The sequence below is a fragment of the Sulfolobales archaeon genome (assembly GCA_038897115.1).
Lineage (GTDB): Archaea > Thermoproteota > Thermoprotei_A > Sulfolobales > AG1 > AG1.
On record JAWAXC010000054.1, the window covers coordinates 1 to 15,514 of the forward strand.

Sequence of the window (15,514 nt, forward strand, 5' to 3'; positions counted from 1 at the left end):
AGGGCGTTTATATTCATCAAGGTAGATCCTAAGAAGCTCGAATCTGTTGCAAGGGAGCTAGCCAATATAGAGAATGTCCTCCAGATCCAGGATATAACTGGTGAACCATCCCTCCTAGCACAGGTGATTGCTAGGGATAACGAGCATCTGGCGCAGATACTTGATCAGATAGGCAAGATAGATGGTGTGGTGTCTACAAATACCATGATAGCTTTGAGGACACTTAAAGAGAGTTATAGGGTTAAGCTAACATAGGTATCAGGGCTAGCTATCTAATCTCAAACCTGATCCTCTCATAGCCAGGCGATATATCGCCTTTAGAACCCTTTACAACAACTATATTTCCTATAATATCAACAGATCCTCCTAGTAAGGCTTCATATATTTTTGACCCCCTTGGAAAGATCCAATATGCTGAATAGTCATATTCGAACTCCTCCCGCTCATATCTATTCTCATATATATTGATCCCTCTTTTTAATCTACATCTAATCTCTATTATAAAGGATATATAGGCCCTGCTAGGCTCGCCCCTTAACCCTATATCTGCTAGCAATATCTCAGCGCCAACCTTCCCCCCGTTAATCAATATCTCTTCCTCATCTAAGAAGCTCTGCATATTACTCGTAACAAGCTCTACCTCCCTTTTAAGGAGATCTTTATCGCTGAGGATCCTCTTATAATAGCCAGCCGGGTCTATATAGTCGAATATCAGAACATATCTTATACCATCCAAAGATACATTGAAAAATGCTGAGGCATATATAGGGGTAACCATTTTAGATGCTATCTCTAGCTCCTCCTCACCCATATATCGAGCACCACCTGGTATTTCCTAGGACCAACACTCCTCACAACCCTTCTACCCTCAACCCTATATTCCATTATAGCTTCAATTCTATCGAGGCTATCCCTATATATATTCTCAGCTTTTTCAAGAGCCTCCTTCTTATTCATAGCCTCTACGAATTCATATGCATGTATATATCCAGAATCCTTTATAGCCTCTACAGCCTCTGGCAATGCCTTGAGTGCAAGCTCTGGGAGGGGCATTAGAACCCTATCAGCTCTCCCCCTATAGCTCTTGATAATCTCAAGCGCATCCCCATGGATAGGGATCACTATTTCCTCCACCTTGTTAAGCCTGACATTTTCCACCATCAATTTATATGCATATTCATTGAGATCTATAGATATAACCTTAGATGGCTTTGCATACCTAGCTATAACTATTGAGAAGAGCCCTGCACCAGCAAACATGTTTATTATGAACTCCCCCGGCTTCACCAACCTCGAGATCCTTATATGCTCATAGCTCAGCCTAGGGGATATGTAGACCTTAGCTATATCTACCTTGAATAAGCATCCATGCTCCCTATATATGGTCTCAGTTCTCTTCTCACCTGCGAGCCATATAAGCTCCCTAAGCCTATACACACCTTCGACGGGCGATACAGAGGCCCACACGGATCTGAGCCATCTGAGTCTCTTTAGAAGCTCCTGGGCAAGGGGTGTAAGATCTTCTACCTCTAGATCAAAAGGCTTCCTTATAATAGCTATATCCCCTATAAAGTCGATGCCTCCCCACACCTTATCCCCCTTCTCAGGGCCTAGAATCTCTCTCGCTATATCCCTTAGAAGCCTCGCCATATCTTTGATCCCTAGGGGGTTCCAAGTCTTCTCTCGAGATCGCCTATTTTTTCTATAAGAACCCTCCTAGATCTTATATCTGCTAGGAGGGCCTCTAGATCCTCTAGAGCTCTCCTCATAACATCAACCTTATGCCTAAACCCTGGAACCAGCGAGTCTGGATAGTCTAGGTATCTGAGGCGAGAATATATATCCCCTATAAGCCTCACGATCCATGCTGACTCATCAACCCTCCAACTTGCTAGAAGGGAGATCGCCTGTCTCCTAAGCTCCCCGGTTAGATCTTCAATAGCTATTAACCTAGCCTCTGGAGGGATCTTTTCACCACATAGATCAATAGATTCCCCTGTATCCCTGCTCACCACCATATAGAGGTAAATAGCCTCGCAGAACTCCGCAAAGGCCTGTAGCGGGGCACCATATCTAGTTAAATCCCTATCCCTCTCAGGAATATTTAGGAGTTTCTCAACTAGCGCGGCGCATCTATAGATCTCCTCACGAGCCCTCTGAAGATCTGAAGCATTTATATATGTTACAGCTCTTCCCGAGCATCTTATGAGCTCCCTAGATATCTGGAGTATCTCCTCTCTCAGCGAGTCCCTGCGATCTAGTTCAGCCGATATTCTATCGATCTCATCAAAGATCTTCTTGCTTATATCGATACCCATATATACACCACGATATCAATCCCAACCGAAGATATATGAGTAACAAAGCTAGCAACAACACCATCTCCAGATCTTCGACTATGGATAGATCTTATGGGGCTTCTCCATGCATTGGCACCCTATATACGATCTTCCCGTCTACTATCGTATATAGAGGTTTGATCTCTAACAGCTCTCTAGGATCCCTTACCCCGAGCGGATCTCTATCCCATATAACGATATCCGCTAGCTTCCCAACCTCGATACTCCCTATGAGATCCTCCATCCCAAGGCATTTAGATGCTTCATAGGTATATGTTGCGAATGCCTCTGCTATGGATATCGCCTCGCCCTTATTCACCTCGATACCCAGCATGTCAAGCCTAGATACTAGAGAGTATATACCGTATCTAGGTGGATATGGTATCACTGGTGCGTCAGATCCGTTGCAAACTACTAGCCCTGCATCGAGCATTCTCCTCACAGGCAGGATCTTTCTATATGTGTCCTCATATAGGTTCTTTCTATAGGCCTCTGCTAGGAAGTAGATAAACCCACCCTGGATCTCGGCATATCCGCCAACTGCTTTGAGCCTCCCTATATGATCTTCTCTTGGGAGCATGAAATGTATCACAGTTAGGATCGATTTTCTCCCACCCCTTTTCAAAGCATCTTCATATGCCTTTATAACCTCTTCAATAGCTATATCCCCTATCGCGTGGACACTGATCATATAGCCTTTGAATAGAGCCTCTAGGATCATCTCTCTAAACTCGGCAAGATCTAGTGTGGGGAGCCCGCTGCTCTCTGGAAGCCCCTTATATTTACCAGAGATCCAGGCTGTTCTAGTGCTTATAGCCCCATCCAGTATTATCTTTATCCCTGGAACCCTTAGCCATGGATCCTCAGAGCCCGATATATAGCCCTCCCCCCTCCGAAGCTCTTCAAGGCTCTGCGCCCAGTAGAGGGCTATAACCCTTATCAGTTGCTCACCACTCCTTCTTATAGCTCTATACGCCTCTATAATCTCCTTTGTATACTCATGAGATGTGGGATCCTTAACAGCTGTGACCCCCTCTGAAACCCATTCCCTCATAGCATACCTTATAGCCTCAACCCACTCCATATGATCCGGTCTCGGGATCTTCCTCTCCACAATCTCTATAGCGGGTTTCTCGGCTAGGATGCCTGTGGGCTCCCCGCTAGAATCCTTCTCTATAATCCCCCCAGGAGGGCTTTTAGTATCCCTATTTATCCCTGCAATCTCTAGGGCTAGGCTGTTTACCACAACCATGTGCCCCGAGGTATGCCATAGCATTACTGGATGCTTCGTGGTTGCCTCATCTAGATCCCATCTAGTGGGCATCCTACCCTCTGGATAGAAGGCTTGGTTCCACCCACGCCCAAGGATCCACTCGCCCTCCTTCTTCTTCTCAGCAGCTTCTCTAACCACATTCACAAGCTTCTTAATGCTATCCACACCGGGATAGCTAAGATCTATATATCTGGTTTTATAGAGCCCCCAGACAGCCATATGGGCATGTGTATCTATTAAACCAGGTGTAACCCCTCTCCAACCAGCATCTATTATGGTTGTCCTCGAGTCTATATACCTCTCTACACCGCTTTTGCTCCCAACATATATAATTTTATTACCTCTAACAGCCATTGCCTCAGCTACTCCAGCTCCTTTGGCAAATGTATATATCTTACCCAGTATCACTAGATCAGCATATTCTTTATGGGCCATCTATAACCCCTATAATATGGGGTATGGAGATAATATAGCTGTGGGATAGGTATTTGTCTCGACAGGGATGCGTGGATGTTGAAGACACATATAGCGAGTATATTAGGATAGTGTTTCCCAGACATGCTAATCCAGCTGGTTTTCTATATGGTGGGTATATGCTACACTGGATAATAGATTCGAGTATGGCTAGCATAATAAGGACTATGGGGGGTGAGCCGGTGCTGGGGTATATCGATAATGTATACTTTATAAATCCTGTTAAGATTGGGAGCATGCTGATCTATAGATCATGGTTGGGTCATGTGGGGAGGAGCTCTCTAGATGTATATACAGAGATCATAGGCTATAGCCCAGCTGATAAGAGCTTCTCAATAGTTGCATCGGCGAAATGCATATATGTGAATATAGATAGCAGTGGGAGACCCACCCCCCATGGGATATGTATAGAAGGGGGTAGCGAATGGGGTAGGAGGCTTATGGATTATATGGCATCATGGCACGAGAGATCTCTAGAGATTATTAGAAAGGCTAAAGAGAGTAGGGGTGAGATGAAGGAGAGGGTTTTGAGGCACCAGGCTAGAACACTTAGAAGGGTAAGTACTGAGGATACCATGACCTCTAATATAATGTATGCAGGTAGGCTAATGCTAATGCTTGACGAGATATCATCTATAGTTGCACATGCATATGCAGAGTCTCCAGTGGTAACAGCATCTGTGGATCAGATGATCTTCACCAGCCCTATAAAAGTTGGAGATATACTCGAGATAACAGCTTCTCTAACCAGGACTTGGAGAACCTCTATGGAGATCGAGGTTGAGGTGAGATCTCATATAGATAGAAGGGATCTCAAGACAAGATCATATTTCACGTTTGTAAAAATAGGTGAGGATGGAAGGCCCAAGGAGCTTAAGCCGTATATACCTCTAACCCCTGAGGAGGTGGAGGCCTGGGAGGAGGCTGAGATAAGGAGGAAATCCAGGCTAGAGGATCTTAATAGGATATCAAAGTATAAAGGGCTTAACATAGATTTCAGCAGAGGCGTAAAACAACCATATTTAATATAGATATAACAAGCTATTTCCTTATTATCTCTGCCTCAATATATACATCTTGGGGTACTCTAATCCTCATTATCTGCCTCATAACCCTCTCATCGGCTGCAACATCAACCAGCCTCTTATGGATCCTCATCTCCCATTTCTCATATACCTTGGTGCCTTCGCCATGGGGGAGGCGTAGCACGGGCACCACCAGTCTCTTAGTCGGCATTGGTACTGGTCCTCGTACCTCTACACCTGCTTTCTTGGCTATCTCTACTATCTGGCCAGCTACATAGTCTACGTTTGAGGCGCTGGTGCCCCATATCCTTATTCTGACCTTCAAAACGGATCAGCCTTCAAAGCTTTGTTATATACTATCATGTGACGCTATTCTATTTATTTGATCTCTGCTGGTTTTACGTCTATCACGGTTCCAATACCTATTGTCTTACCCATATCCCTCATAGCGAATCTACCTAGCTGCGGGATATCAGAGTATTTCTCTATCACCATCGGCTTTATCGGCTTGAACTTAACTATAGCGATATCTCCAGCCTTTATGAACTGCGGGTTCTTCTCAACTATCTGACCAGTCCTCGGATCTACCTTGCCAACTATCTCAACAATCCTGCATGCTACAGACGCTGTGTGAGCATGTATAACCGGTGTATAGCCCACAGAGATTGCTGATGGATGCCACAGAATGAACACCCTTGCCGTGAACTCATCAGCAACGGTAGGCTTGTTAGTTGTATGGCCAACAACATCTCCCCTCTTAACCTCCTGCTTCGATATACCCCTCACGTTAAAGCCTATGTTATCCCCTGGTTCTGCCTTCTGTAGTGGCGTGTGGTGCATCTCTATGCTTCTCACATCACCACCCTTGTTTAAAGGCATTATAACCACGTTATCACCTACCTTGAGAACACCTGTCTCAACCCTTCCTATGAGGACTGTTCCAACACCGCTTATCGAGAGAGCCTCTGAGATCGGTATTCTGAGGGGCTTATCTATCGGCTTAGGCGGTAGCTTAAATGTATCTAGAGCCTCTAGCAGTGTTGGGCCTTTATACCACTTCATATTCTCGCTCCTAGTTACTAGGTTATCGCCGAGCCATGCAGATACTGGTACGAAGGGTATCTCATCAACCTTATATCCCAGACCCCTCATAATCTTTTTAACTCCCTCTACAACCTCTTTATATCTCTGCTCTGAGAATGGAGGCTCTGTAAGATCCATCTTGTTTACAGCAACCACAACCTGATCTATACCCATGGTCTTTGCAAGCGTTATATGCTCCCTAGTCTGGCCCTCAGGGCTAACGCCGGCCTCGTACTCACCCTTCTTAGCAGATACAACTAGGAGGGCAGCGTCAGCCTGGCTAGCACCAGTGATCATGTTCTTCACGAAGTCCCTATGACCCGGGGCATCTATAATGGTGAAGTAGTACTTGTTTGTTTCGAACTTAACAAAGCTGGGTGCAATGGTTACACCCCTCTCCCTCTCCTCCTTCATCCTATCTAAGAGCCAGGCGAACTTCTCGGTCTCCTTACCCCTCTTCTTAGCCTCCTCCTCAACCTCTTTCTGCTGCTTCTCATCAATCTGCTTTAAAAGGACAAGTAGATGGCCCACTAGAGTACTCTTGCCATGGTCTACATGCCCTATTATCACGAGGTTCAGATGGGGCTTCTGGCTCGACATATCTTTAGCCCACCCACATATGGTTACTCACACACCTTATAAGTATGAATAAATTGGCACAAGAGGGAAAAAATATATCCCGACTAGTAATCAAGATATATCGGAAGCAGAGCCGGGGTGCCCGAGCGGTCTAAGGGGCCGGCCTTGAGAGCCTCCCTAGAAAGCCGGTGGGGGTTCACCCCGCGCGGGTTCGAATCCCGCCCCCGGCGCCTTTGACCATAGCTTCTCGGTTCTAAGTACTAAGCCCTCTTCGCTTCGAAGATGCTTGGTGATGATCAGAAGCTAGGGATCGAGAGAAACAGCTGGGCTGTTATGCGGCCTGCTACAAAGCTAATACTATATGAAATGCTGAAGATGGGAAAATATAGCTTTCTTGTTTCTTTTAGATGTTTCTGAGGATTAGATCTGTTGTTTGAACCACTATTGGGGCGAGTATCGTTAGGATCACTCCATTAGATATTGCTATGAATGAGTATTCCTTCCCTAGATACGATATATATACAGGTAATGTGTTATCCATAGTAGTTACTCCACCATATGCTATTAGCGATGCCGATCTAGTTATTCTGCTTAGCACGGGGATCACGATATATGTTAGAGCTTCTCTAAAATAGTTTTGGAGGAACGAGTATAGAGATGCCTCCTCACCATATGCTGTGTAGGCATACCCTGCTATATAGCTATACCAACCCATCGCTAGTGATGAGGATATAGAGAACCTTATACCGAATATATATTGAATAGCCATGCCAGACACAAGGCTCCCTATAATTGTCCCCACCCATATATACCAGTATTTTGGAGCCATGTAGATAGATCTCTTGACATACTCTCTATCTGTGCCAAGCTCCACACATACAGAATATATCAGCACTATTAGAAGTATGTTCGAAACAAGCGATATATATTGCTTATCAACCGCAAGCCCTGCTATAGCACCGAGAGACGTTGAAGCTATAAAGGCTATGAGGACGATGATAGGGAAAAGGGGTTTGGAGACAGAGCTAGAGGTATTGGTCTGAGTATCTAGAGGGGCTCCAGAGATCCTCTCCAGAAGTGCTGAAAATGCTACGCTGAGAAACCCGCTTAATAGGGCGGCGATTATAGATAGAAATATATAGGGTGTTGATGTATATTCATAACGAGTAATTGAAGATCCGCCGGAGAATCCTAGAACAGCTACTAAAAGGATCACAGAGATCCTAAATAGAGGTGAAACAACCCTTTTAACAGATCTTTCATAGCTGCTTAGCATATAACCACTTAACATACCTAGAACTATAGCTAGCAATACAGCTATAAGTAGATCTATGTTTGCTAGCAACTAAGCTCGAGAGAGATATATTAAAACAAGGTATAAAAATATTTTCTATTCATAGCAAGGTAGCGAATTCAATATCTTCTCTAACCATTTACCTACTATTCATAATAATACCCTAAATAACCCTAGCAAGTGCTTCTACCTATCATATAGCGGCCTTCATTCATTTAATGACTAATGCTATACACTCTTCTTTATCTAATCTCGGTTCATAGGTGTGGATAGTCTTTGTACTAGATATCCGCCTCCCCTAGTAAAGGTTTAATACTAATCATTAATAAACCTAGATGTAAATTAAGTAGTAAGTGGGGATAATGGAGTATTTTTAATACTATTTGTGGAGGGGTTATATATACTTATATATTTTAGTGTATTGTATTTTATGCATTGAGATATAGATAGATAAATATGGATACAAAGAAGTATAAACTAATATTATTGATGCCACAGCATGCCTTGAACGAATTTATTTTTATTTATAATTACACATATTATTCTGGGTGGTAGTATCTCCTCCTCTTCTTCAAGGCCTCAAATAGCTAAGGGGCTTGAAGGAATATATATTATGGAGACAAGGCTTAGCTATATAGATGGTATTAATTCACGGCTCTACTATCTAGGATATAGAATTGAGGATCTCGTTGCATTCTCAAGCTATGAGGAGGTTGCATTTCTACTATACTTCTACAGGCTACCTAGGAAAGAGGAGTTTGAATTGTTCAAAGGCTTTCTCTATGAGTCTAGGGCGATTCCTGCTGATGTGGTTGAGCTTATTAGGAAGATGGTTTCTAGAAGGGCGCATCCAATGGATATCCTTAGGACAGCTGTTTCATACCTAGCTATATTCGATCCAGAGTTGGGTGTGGGGGGTAGGGAGGCCAATATAAGGAAGGCTATTAGGCTGCTTGCGAGGGTTCCCACGATAGTGGCCACGATCTATAGGCTCTCTAGAGGTTTGGAGCCTATAGAGCCTAGAGAGGATCTAAGGCATGCTGAGAACTTCCTATATATGATGCATGGAAAGATCCCAACCGAGTTCGAGACAAAGGTTATGGACACGATCTTCATATTACATGCGGAGCACGGTATGAATGCATCTTCATTCGCATCTATAGTAACTGCATCAACACTCTCAGATATATACTCAGCAGTGGTATCTGGGATAGCCACGCTCAAAGGACCTCTCCATGGAGGAGCTGCTGAGGCCGCATACTATCAGTTCAAGGAGATAGGGGATCCTGAGAATGTAGAGCCATGGGTTAAGGAGGCTTTAAAGACCAAGAGAAGGATCATGGGTATGGGGCATAGGGTATATAAGTCATACGATCCCAGGGCAAAGATTATGAAGGAACTCGATGCAGAAATAGCAAGCAAATATGGGGGTGAGCCTGAGAAGCTATATAGAATCGCGGTGAAGCTTGAAGAAGTAGCTCTAAGGGAGTTCGCTGCTATGGGGAGAACAGATATACAGCCTAATGTAGATTTCTACACACCAATAGCATATACAGCTCTCAAGATACCTCCAGAGCTCTTCACAGCGGTCTTCGCCGCCTCGAGAACGGTTGGGTGGACAGCTAAGGTTATTGAATACACGGCTGATAATAGATTGATAAGGCCGCTCGACTACTATGTAGGTGAGCTTGATAAGAAGTATATACCGATAAACGAGAGGTAACATGCTAGCATGGTTTTTAATGTCTAAGACCCTAGCTATTTTTAACAGCTTCCCCCAGCCAGGCTAGGAATTTCTCTACATCGCCTACATCCCTTACATAGTATTTAGCTCTAGTCCTACACGATCTACCAACCCTCACAGATATGCCCCCCTTATTCACCACCTTAAATGCGCTCTCGTCAGACGCATCATCGCCTATATAGATAGGTATGCCATAGCCAACGCTCATGGCCAGCATAGCTAGCACATACTCTACAGCCCTTCCCTTATTCCACCCAGTATTCGGTAGAACCTCGAAGATGCTTTTACCCTTCTTAATCTCAAGCCCATGGTATTTTAATGCTATATCTGTTAATATAGATCTAATTATTTCTACGTTTTCCCTTTTAACCCCTCTATAGTGGATGGAAAAGGTAACTCCTTTATCCTCGATCACAGCCCCAACTCCTTGGATCTTCCCACGTATCTCTAGCAATACACTATTAATCACCTTGGATAGCTCCCTAGCTATGCAGTGGGTAAACCTAATCCCAGGCCCCTCTATAACATGTCCATGAGCCCCTACGTAGAGGATATTATCTAGACCAACTAGTTGTTTCAAAGTCTCCACAGATCTCCCGCTAACGATAGAGATCCTAATCCTCTCACTATTAGATAGAGAGGCAAGGAGATCCCTGGTATGCTGGCTTAAAGGCCTCTCAAGCTTAATCCTCCTCCTAGGAATTGGGGAGAGTGTTCCATCATAGTCTAGGAAGAGAAACACATATCTAGAGCCATAGATCTTCTTAGAGAGCTCGTCTATCTCATCAAATAGATACTTAGGACATCCAGAGCTATCCATTGAAGAGAACCAACATAGTTTATGTTAAAAAGGTTTATACCTACAACTGTTCGTCTGCACCGTGTCCTCCCTATGCAAATTATGGGGGCTATAATCCCTTCGCCCGCTTAGGGGGACCAGCAAAGTATAATTCCAAGCATATGAAACATATACTCGCAGTCCTCAGAGGCATAGAAAGATCCAACCTGATATAGGGAGCAGTCTTTCAGTATTTCTATCCCCATGGCTAGGTGGATGATACGTGGTGAAGCCCCATCAAAATATTATCAACATAGCTGAATATTCTATCCAAAGTGAGAAATAAATTGAAGATTTTCAACCTCTACTTAATAGATATATGGCTGACAGCCTGGTTATTGAGATCTACAGTGGCTTTGAGGTAAAAATACCTCAATAAGCATGTAGTTAGTGGGTAGCTATTTGAGAATCGGGATTATAGGGGCTGGGCCTTCAGGCCTCGCACTAGCCAGGCTTCTATTTGATAAGGGCTATGATGTACATGTATATGAGGCTCACAAGCGATTTGCTACAAAGCCATGTGGCTGGGGATTCCCAACTCTGGATCCTGATGAGGTTATCTATAGCGTCTTCTCAGAAGCTATTAAATCTGCTATATGGAAGTATGAGGGGTACAATGTATATCTTGATGATGAGATACTATTCCATAGCAGGGATAGGTTGTTGGGATATATAATTGATAAGGAGGAATTCTTAGACAGGCTATCCCAGGGTATTAATGTTGATATGGGCTCACCGGCTAGATATGAGGGCAAGGGGGTTATAAGGAGCAGGGTTGGTGAGAGAAGATACGATTTAGTGGTGATAGCAGGAGGGTTCCCTTCACAGCCAAAGAATCTAGAGAAGATCTTAGCGATCCAGGTAATTGTTAAAGCACCATCGATAGAGGAGCCCGAGATACCTGAGCTAAGGTTCTACTCAGATCTTGTAGGCTATGCATGGATCTTCCCTGAGGGTGAGAAGAGTGCTAGAATAGGTGTTGGAGGATTCGCTAGTAGAGAGGAGCTGGAGAAGATCTTAAAGCATGTTCTTAGAAAAAGGGCAGATATATATAGAGGCGATGTTGTGAAAATGGAGGGGGCGCAGGTAACAGTATCTGGGGTCGACTGGGATGCTATAGAGTCTAGAGATCCATACTATGTGGGCGAGGCAACGGGCTTCGTATTACCAGCTACAGGTGAGGGTATAAGACCCTCTATATGGAGCTCTATAGCCCTTTTCAAAAGCATAGAAAAGGGTAGTTCCTATGTTGATGAGCTCAAGAAGCTAAGGATCACAAGGGTCATTAGGATCCACAGAAGGATCTTGGATCTCATGTTGAGGATGACACCAAGAGATAGAAGCGAGTTCCTCAGAAGCATATCTGAAGAGCTAATGCTCAAAATAGCCCTTGGAAGACTCTATACAAGAGATCTACTGGCTCTTACTAAAACACCTAGGATCATCAGTATCTTAGCAAGATATTCTCTTCCTTAACCCTCTCGATATTCAAGATCCGCAAACAGATATAATGAACTATTCTTTTAAATTATTTATATGTGGGAAAACCTCTTAGATCCTCTGGCTATGCTGGTCTGAAATATTCTATATCGGTTATAGAGCCTCTCCTCTCGCTTTTGAATATAGGCTCTAGCTTCACTCCAATAGAGATTCTATCTGGTTGCGCCTTGATATAGTGGATCAGACCCCCCTCTACTCCTTCAAACCTTATAAGACCTATTATCACTGGCTCTTCCAGGGGTTTTCCATCGAAGTCTCTATATATTATGCTATAGCTAGCTAGATATGGTTTCCCGCTAATCTCTATCAGCTGTGTTACCTCCGAGTAGCATCTTGGGCAATATATCTTCGGGGGTATGTATTTTAGCCCGCATTTATCGCAGAGAGCAGCTAATATAGATCCTCTTTTGATCCCCTCTAGCCATTTAAGCCCTATAGGCCCTGGTGTGTAGTGGTAGGCGTTTATCTCCATCTCTATCTCTCTAACATATGGCTTTACATCCCCGTTCATCCCCATATCACCTCGAAGCACTCTATATCGGTTATAGATCCTACCCTCTTATCCGGTGGGAGCCATCTAGCCTTAACCCTTGCATCGAAGATCCTCTGGGTCTTGACATCCTCCTCGCTAGCACCGCAGATCCTGTGGAGGATCCCTGGGAATCTATAGCTTGTGAATCTATATCCTGGCACATCTAACCTTATAACCCCTATGATCTCGGGCTTCTCAAGCTTCTCAAGGGTTGCGGAGAGATAGCTTATAACAGCTGTGACAACCCTACCCTCATCACTCGCTCTAACCCATTTGGATAGATATCTAAAGCAGTATGGGCAATATATCTTCGGGGGTATGTGAACCAATCTACAGCTGGGGCAGTATGTACCCAGGATCTCGCCTCTCTTGAGGCCTTCCAGGAATCTGCTGTAGGCTATGCCCGCAGCCATGTTATATCTAGCCCTTGGCCTATCTATCTCCTTTATTATAGCCCTGAACTCCTCATCTCTAAGAGGTGTTCCACCCCTCACATATGATGCCATGTATATCACCTCCTAAGTATAACTACGGTGCCAATCTGCATTAGATCGCCCCAGGCCTGGGCTAGCCCTGTGGTAACGCTCTTCTTAACCTGCCTCTTCCCAGCCTCCCCCCTCAGCTGCCAGAAGATCTCAGCTACCTTCATGAGCCCAGCAGCAGCTATAGGATTACCAACCCCTAGCAAGCCTCCGCTGGGGCATACCGGGAGATCGCCATCCCTCTGTGTAACCCCTTCTCTAGTCATCTCAGCAGCCTTACACCTAGGTGCTAGGCCTAGGCCCTCTAGGTGGTGTAGCTCCTTATAGTCAAATGGGTCGTAGGGCTCTGCAACATCTATCTCCCTCATAGGCCTCTCGATCCCAGCCATTTTATAGGCCATCTCAGCAGCGTTCTTAAGATATACTGGGTATGATAACTCCCTATTAGTCCAATAAGAAGTATCCAGTGTATAGCCTATCCCCTCAACCCATACTGGTGTATCTGTTAGCCTTCTAGCCCACTCTTCGGAAACCATTACAAGGGCAGCGGCGCCATCGCTCACAGGAGAGATGTCTAGCCTGTTAACAGGATATACCAGGGGTTCGCTGTTAAGGACGTCCTCGACTGTTATATTAGCAGCGGCCTGGGCATATGGATTATCAAGGGCGTTCCTCTTATTCTTAACAGCTACCAAAGCTATATCCTCCTTTGTGACGCCGCATTTATGCATGTATCTATGCATCTCTAGGGCGAAGATCCAGATGAGGTTTGGGTTTAAAGGCTTCTCCATAAATGGATCCCATATATGTCTAAACACCGCCTGTGGATGGGGATCTGCTGCGCTGCTCATCTTTTCCTCAGCAACAACCAAGACCCTTCTACATAGCCCCGAGGCCACGTGCCACCAAGCAGCTATTGGGACGAAAACACCTGTTCCACCACCAACAAAAACCCTTATATGTGGCTTTCTAATGGCACCAGCACCTTCTGAGTAGTACTCCCCCTTCAGATGTATACCGTCGAATGCGTCTGGAGCGCTACCGCTAACAACGCAATCTATATCCCTTAGCTCGAGCCCCGCTTGGTCGAGGGCTCTTTTAGCAGCGATCCATGCTAGCTCCTGAGGTGTTTCAAGCATCCTCCTCCTGAACAGCGTCATCCCAGCACCTACTATCGCAACCCTATTCTTAACATATATATTTGTCTTCATAGCCTCACCTCGATAGAACAGCTACAACGGAGCTTGAGGTTCCAATACCCCTCCAGCTATGTATAACGGCTTTCTCAACATCGCTTAGCTGTGCCCTGCCAGCGATGCCTTTAAGCTGCTCATAGGCAGATAATAGCCTTGCAAGGCCATGGGCTTCTAGGGGTAGTCCCTCGCTGAGGGCGCCGCCGCTGGGATTCACAGGAAGAGATCCTGATCTTGAGAAGAAACCCTCCCTGAGATCGGCTGCTATACTCCCCCTACTAGATATTCCTAGAGCCTCGATCACCTGGAGAGCTTTATAGCTATATCTCTCATCAACCTCTGCGAAATCAACATCACTCCTGGGATCCTCTATACCAGCGTATTTATATGCCATATCAGATGCTATCCTAGTAGCTATATCCTCCTCCATAGATCTCAGCTGTATTGTAGAAACCTCTGTAGCCCAGCCAATACCGTCAACCCATATAGGGGTATCTGTATACTCCCTAGCAACATCCCCGCTAGCTATAACAGCTACGATTGCAGCATCGCTGTAGGGGGCTATATCATGGGCTGTTAGTGGGTCTGCTATATAGTCGGAGGATAGATAGTCATCTAGGGTAAGCCTATATGAGTATGGAGCCCTCAAGCTTAGAAGGGAGTTCTCCCTGGTTTGAACAACATATAGGCCTAGATCCTCTCTGGTTATCTTCCTCGACTCCATATAGATCCTCGCTTCTATAGCCTGTAGAGCATGGGGATTAGGTATCTTTAGAGGCCTTATATATATAGGATCTGTTGAGAACCATATAATATCCCTCATAGATGCTATCTCGCTGGGCTTTCCATGGGATTCGATCACAACTACATCAGCGATCCCGGACTTTATCATCATATAGGCATTTGCTAGGCAGTGGAGCCCATCACCTGTCACTGTGTAGAGGGGTTTTAGAACAGCGCCGAGCTGGTCTGGAGCGAATTCATCCGATATCGATACGCCCTCCCAGAAGTCTTCTTGACATGATATGAAGGAATCAACATCCCTCCTAGGATCTATACCCCCGGCATCCTCATAGGCTCTAACAGCTGCTTGGAAAACCATCTCTCTGAAGGATAGATGCTCGCTGGATCTTGTGAAGCCCTCATAACCCATACCAA

General features: G+C 44.9%; 16 protein-coding genes and 1 tRNA gene. 5 read left to right on the forward strand and 12 right to left on the reverse strand.

What is annotated here, in order from left to right:
* Positions 1-255 (forward strand): Lrp/AsnC ligand binding domain-containing protein (locus QXE01_07800; protein MEM4971137.1); only part of this gene is annotated, 255 nt, incomplete at its 5' end.
* A gap of 13 nt (positions 256-268) precedes the next feature.
* Here the strand turns inward: QXE01_07800 and QXE01_07805 are convergent.
* The 4 genes from QXE01_07805 to QXE01_07820 form a co-directional block, all read right to left on the reverse strand.
* Entirely contained in the window at positions 269-811 is a 543-nt protein-coding gene (locus QXE01_07805) for a hypothetical protein (protein MEM4971138.1), read from the reverse strand.
* Positions 793-1,650 (reverse strand): class I SAM-dependent methyltransferase family protein, encoded by an 858-nt coding sequence (locus QXE01_07810; protein MEM4971139.1) that lies wholly within the window; start codon positions 1,648-1,650, stop codon positions 793-795. The genes QXE01_07805 and QXE01_07810 overlap by 19 nt, the downstream gene beginning before the upstream one ends.
* 11 nt (positions 1,651-1,661) lie before the next feature.
* On the reverse strand, positions 1,662-2,318 hold the full coding sequence (locus QXE01_07815; protein MEM4971140.1) for a hypothetical protein: 657 nt from the start codon (positions 2,316-2,318) through the stop codon (positions 1,662-1,664).
* Between the two features lie 91 nt (positions 2,319-2,409).
* A complete protein-coding gene (locus tag QXE01_07820; GenBank protein MEM4971141.1) occupies positions 2,410-4,047 on the reverse strand; it encodes an amidohydrolase family protein in 1,638 nt (545 codons plus the stop codon).
* A 53-nt stretch (positions 4,048-4,100) separates the two neighbouring features.
* Between QXE01_07820 and QXE01_07825 the strand changes: the two genes are divergently transcribed.
* Positions 4,101-5,117 (forward strand): hotdog domain-containing protein, encoded by a 1,017-nt coding sequence (locus QXE01_07825; protein ID MEM4971142.1) that lies wholly within the window; start codon positions 4,101-4,103, stop codon positions 5,115-5,117.
* Positions 5,118-5,127: 10 nt separating this feature from the next.
* Here QXE01_07825 and rpsJ read toward each other — a convergent pair whose 3' ends face one another.
* Both rpsJ and tuf read right to left on the reverse strand, forming a co-directional pair.
* The gene (rpsJ, locus tag QXE01_07830) at positions 5,128-5,436 is read right to left on the reverse strand and encodes a 30S ribosomal protein S10 (protein ID MEM4971143.1); all 309 of its coding nucleotides are present in this window, start codon (positions 5,434-5,436) and stop codon (positions 5,128-5,130) included.
* A gap of 53 nt (positions 5,437-5,489) precedes the next feature.
* Positions 5,490-6,794 carry a translation elongation factor EF-1 subunit alpha gene (gene tuf / locus QXE01_07835; protein MEM4971144.1) on the reverse strand — a complete coding sequence of 435 codons (1,305 nt, stop codon included), beginning with the start codon at positions 6,792-6,794 and terminating at the stop codon, positions 5,490-5,492.
* Positions 6,795-6,905: 111 nt separating this feature from the next.
* Here tuf and QXE01_07840 point away from each other — a divergent pair.
* Positions 6,906-7,003 (forward strand) — tRNA-Ser (locus QXE01_07840).
* A gap of 173 nt (positions 7,004-7,176) precedes the next feature.
* Here QXE01_07840 and QXE01_07845 read toward each other — a convergent pair.
* Positions 7,177-8,118, reverse strand: coding sequence for a lysine exporter LysO family protein (locus tag QXE01_07845; GenBank protein MEM4971145.1), 942 nt, complete (start codon positions 8,116-8,118; stop codon positions 7,177-7,179).
* A 532-nt stretch (positions 8,119-8,650) separates the two neighbouring features.
* Here QXE01_07845 and QXE01_07850 point away from each other — a divergent pair.
* On the forward strand, positions 8,651-9,790 hold the full coding sequence (locus tag QXE01_07850) for a citrate synthase/methylcitrate synthase (protein ID MEM4971146.1): 1,140 nt from the start codon (positions 8,651-8,653) through the stop codon (positions 9,788-9,790).
* 31 nt (positions 9,791-9,821) lie between these two features.
* Here QXE01_07850 and otsB read toward each other — a convergent pair whose 3' ends face one another.
* Positions 9,822-10,631 carry a trehalose-phosphatase gene (otsB, locus tag QXE01_07855; GenBank protein ID MEM4971147.1) on the reverse strand — a complete coding sequence of 270 codons (810 nt, stop codon included), beginning with the start codon at positions 10,629-10,631 and terminating at the stop codon, positions 9,822-9,824.
* 420 nt (positions 10,632-11,051) lie between these two features.
* Here otsB and QXE01_07860 point away from each other — a divergent pair, with 420 nt between their 5' ends.
* Positions 11,052-12,125, forward strand: a complete 1,074-nt coding sequence (locus tag QXE01_07860; GenBank protein ID MEM4971148.1) for an NAD(P)/FAD-dependent oxidoreductase — start codon at positions 11,052-11,054, stop codon at positions 12,123-12,125.
* A gap of 88 nt (positions 12,126-12,213) precedes the next feature.
* Here QXE01_07860 and QXE01_07865 read toward each other — a convergent pair whose 3' ends face one another.
* From QXE01_07865 to QXE01_07880, 4 genes are all read right to left on the reverse strand, one after another.
* Entirely contained in the window at positions 12,214-12,660 is a 447-nt protein-coding gene (locus QXE01_07865; protein ID MEM4971149.1) for a Zn-ribbon domain-containing OB-fold protein, read from the reverse strand.
* Positions 12,657-13,187, reverse strand: coding sequence for a Zn-ribbon domain-containing OB-fold protein (locus QXE01_07870; GenBank protein ID MEM4971150.1), 531 nt, complete (start codon positions 13,185-13,187; stop codon positions 12,657-12,659). The genes QXE01_07865 and QXE01_07870 overlap by 4 nt, the downstream gene beginning before the upstream one ends.
* Before the next feature lie 5 nt (positions 13,188-13,192).
* Positions 13,193-14,374 (reverse strand): thiolase domain-containing protein, encoded by a 1,182-nt coding sequence (locus QXE01_07875; protein MEM4971151.1) that lies wholly within the window; start codon positions 14,372-14,374, stop codon positions 13,193-13,195.
* Between the two features lie 4 nt (positions 14,375-14,378).
* Positions 14,379-15,514 (reverse strand): thiolase domain-containing protein (locus QXE01_07880; protein ID MEM4971152.1); only part of this gene is annotated, 1,136 nt, incomplete at its 5' end.

Excerpts from the sequence above, each read along its gene's own strand:
- otsB (MEM4971147.1), bottom strand. The coding sequence starts at position 10,631 with ATGGATAGCTCTGGATGTCCTAAGTATCTATTTGATGAGATAGACGAG.
- tuf (MEM4971144.1), bottom strand. The coding sequence starts at position 6,794 with ATGTCGAGCCAGAAGCCCCATCTGAACCTCGTGATAATAGGGCATGTA.
- QXE01_07815 (MEM4971140.1), bottom strand. The coding sequence starts at position 2,318 with ATGGGTATCGATATAAGCAAGAAGATCTTTGATGAGATCGATAGAATA.
- QXE01_07810 (MEM4971139.1), bottom strand. The coding sequence starts at position 1,650 with ATGGCGAGGCTTCTAAGGGATATAGCGAGAGAGATTCTAGGCCCTGAG.
- QXE01_07805 (MEM4971138.1), bottom strand. The coding sequence starts at position 811 with ATGGGTGAGGAGGAGCTAGAGATAGCATCTAAAATGGTTACCCCTATA.
- QXE01_07820 (MEM4971141.1), bottom strand. The coding sequence starts at position 4,047 with ATGGCCCATAAAGAATATGCTGATCTAGTGATACTGGGTAAGATATAT.
- QXE01_07870 (MEM4971150.1), bottom strand. The coding sequence starts at position 13,187 with ATGGCATCATATGTGAGGGGTGGAACACCTCTTAGAGATGAGGAGTTC.
- QXE01_07865 (MEM4971149.1), bottom strand. The coding sequence starts at position 12,660 with ATGAACGGGGATGTAAAGCCATATGTTAGAGAGATAGAGATGGAGATA.
- QXE01_07875 (MEM4971151.1), bottom strand. The coding sequence starts at position 14,374 with ATGAAGACAAATATATATGTTAAGAATAGGGTTGCGATAGTAGGTGCT.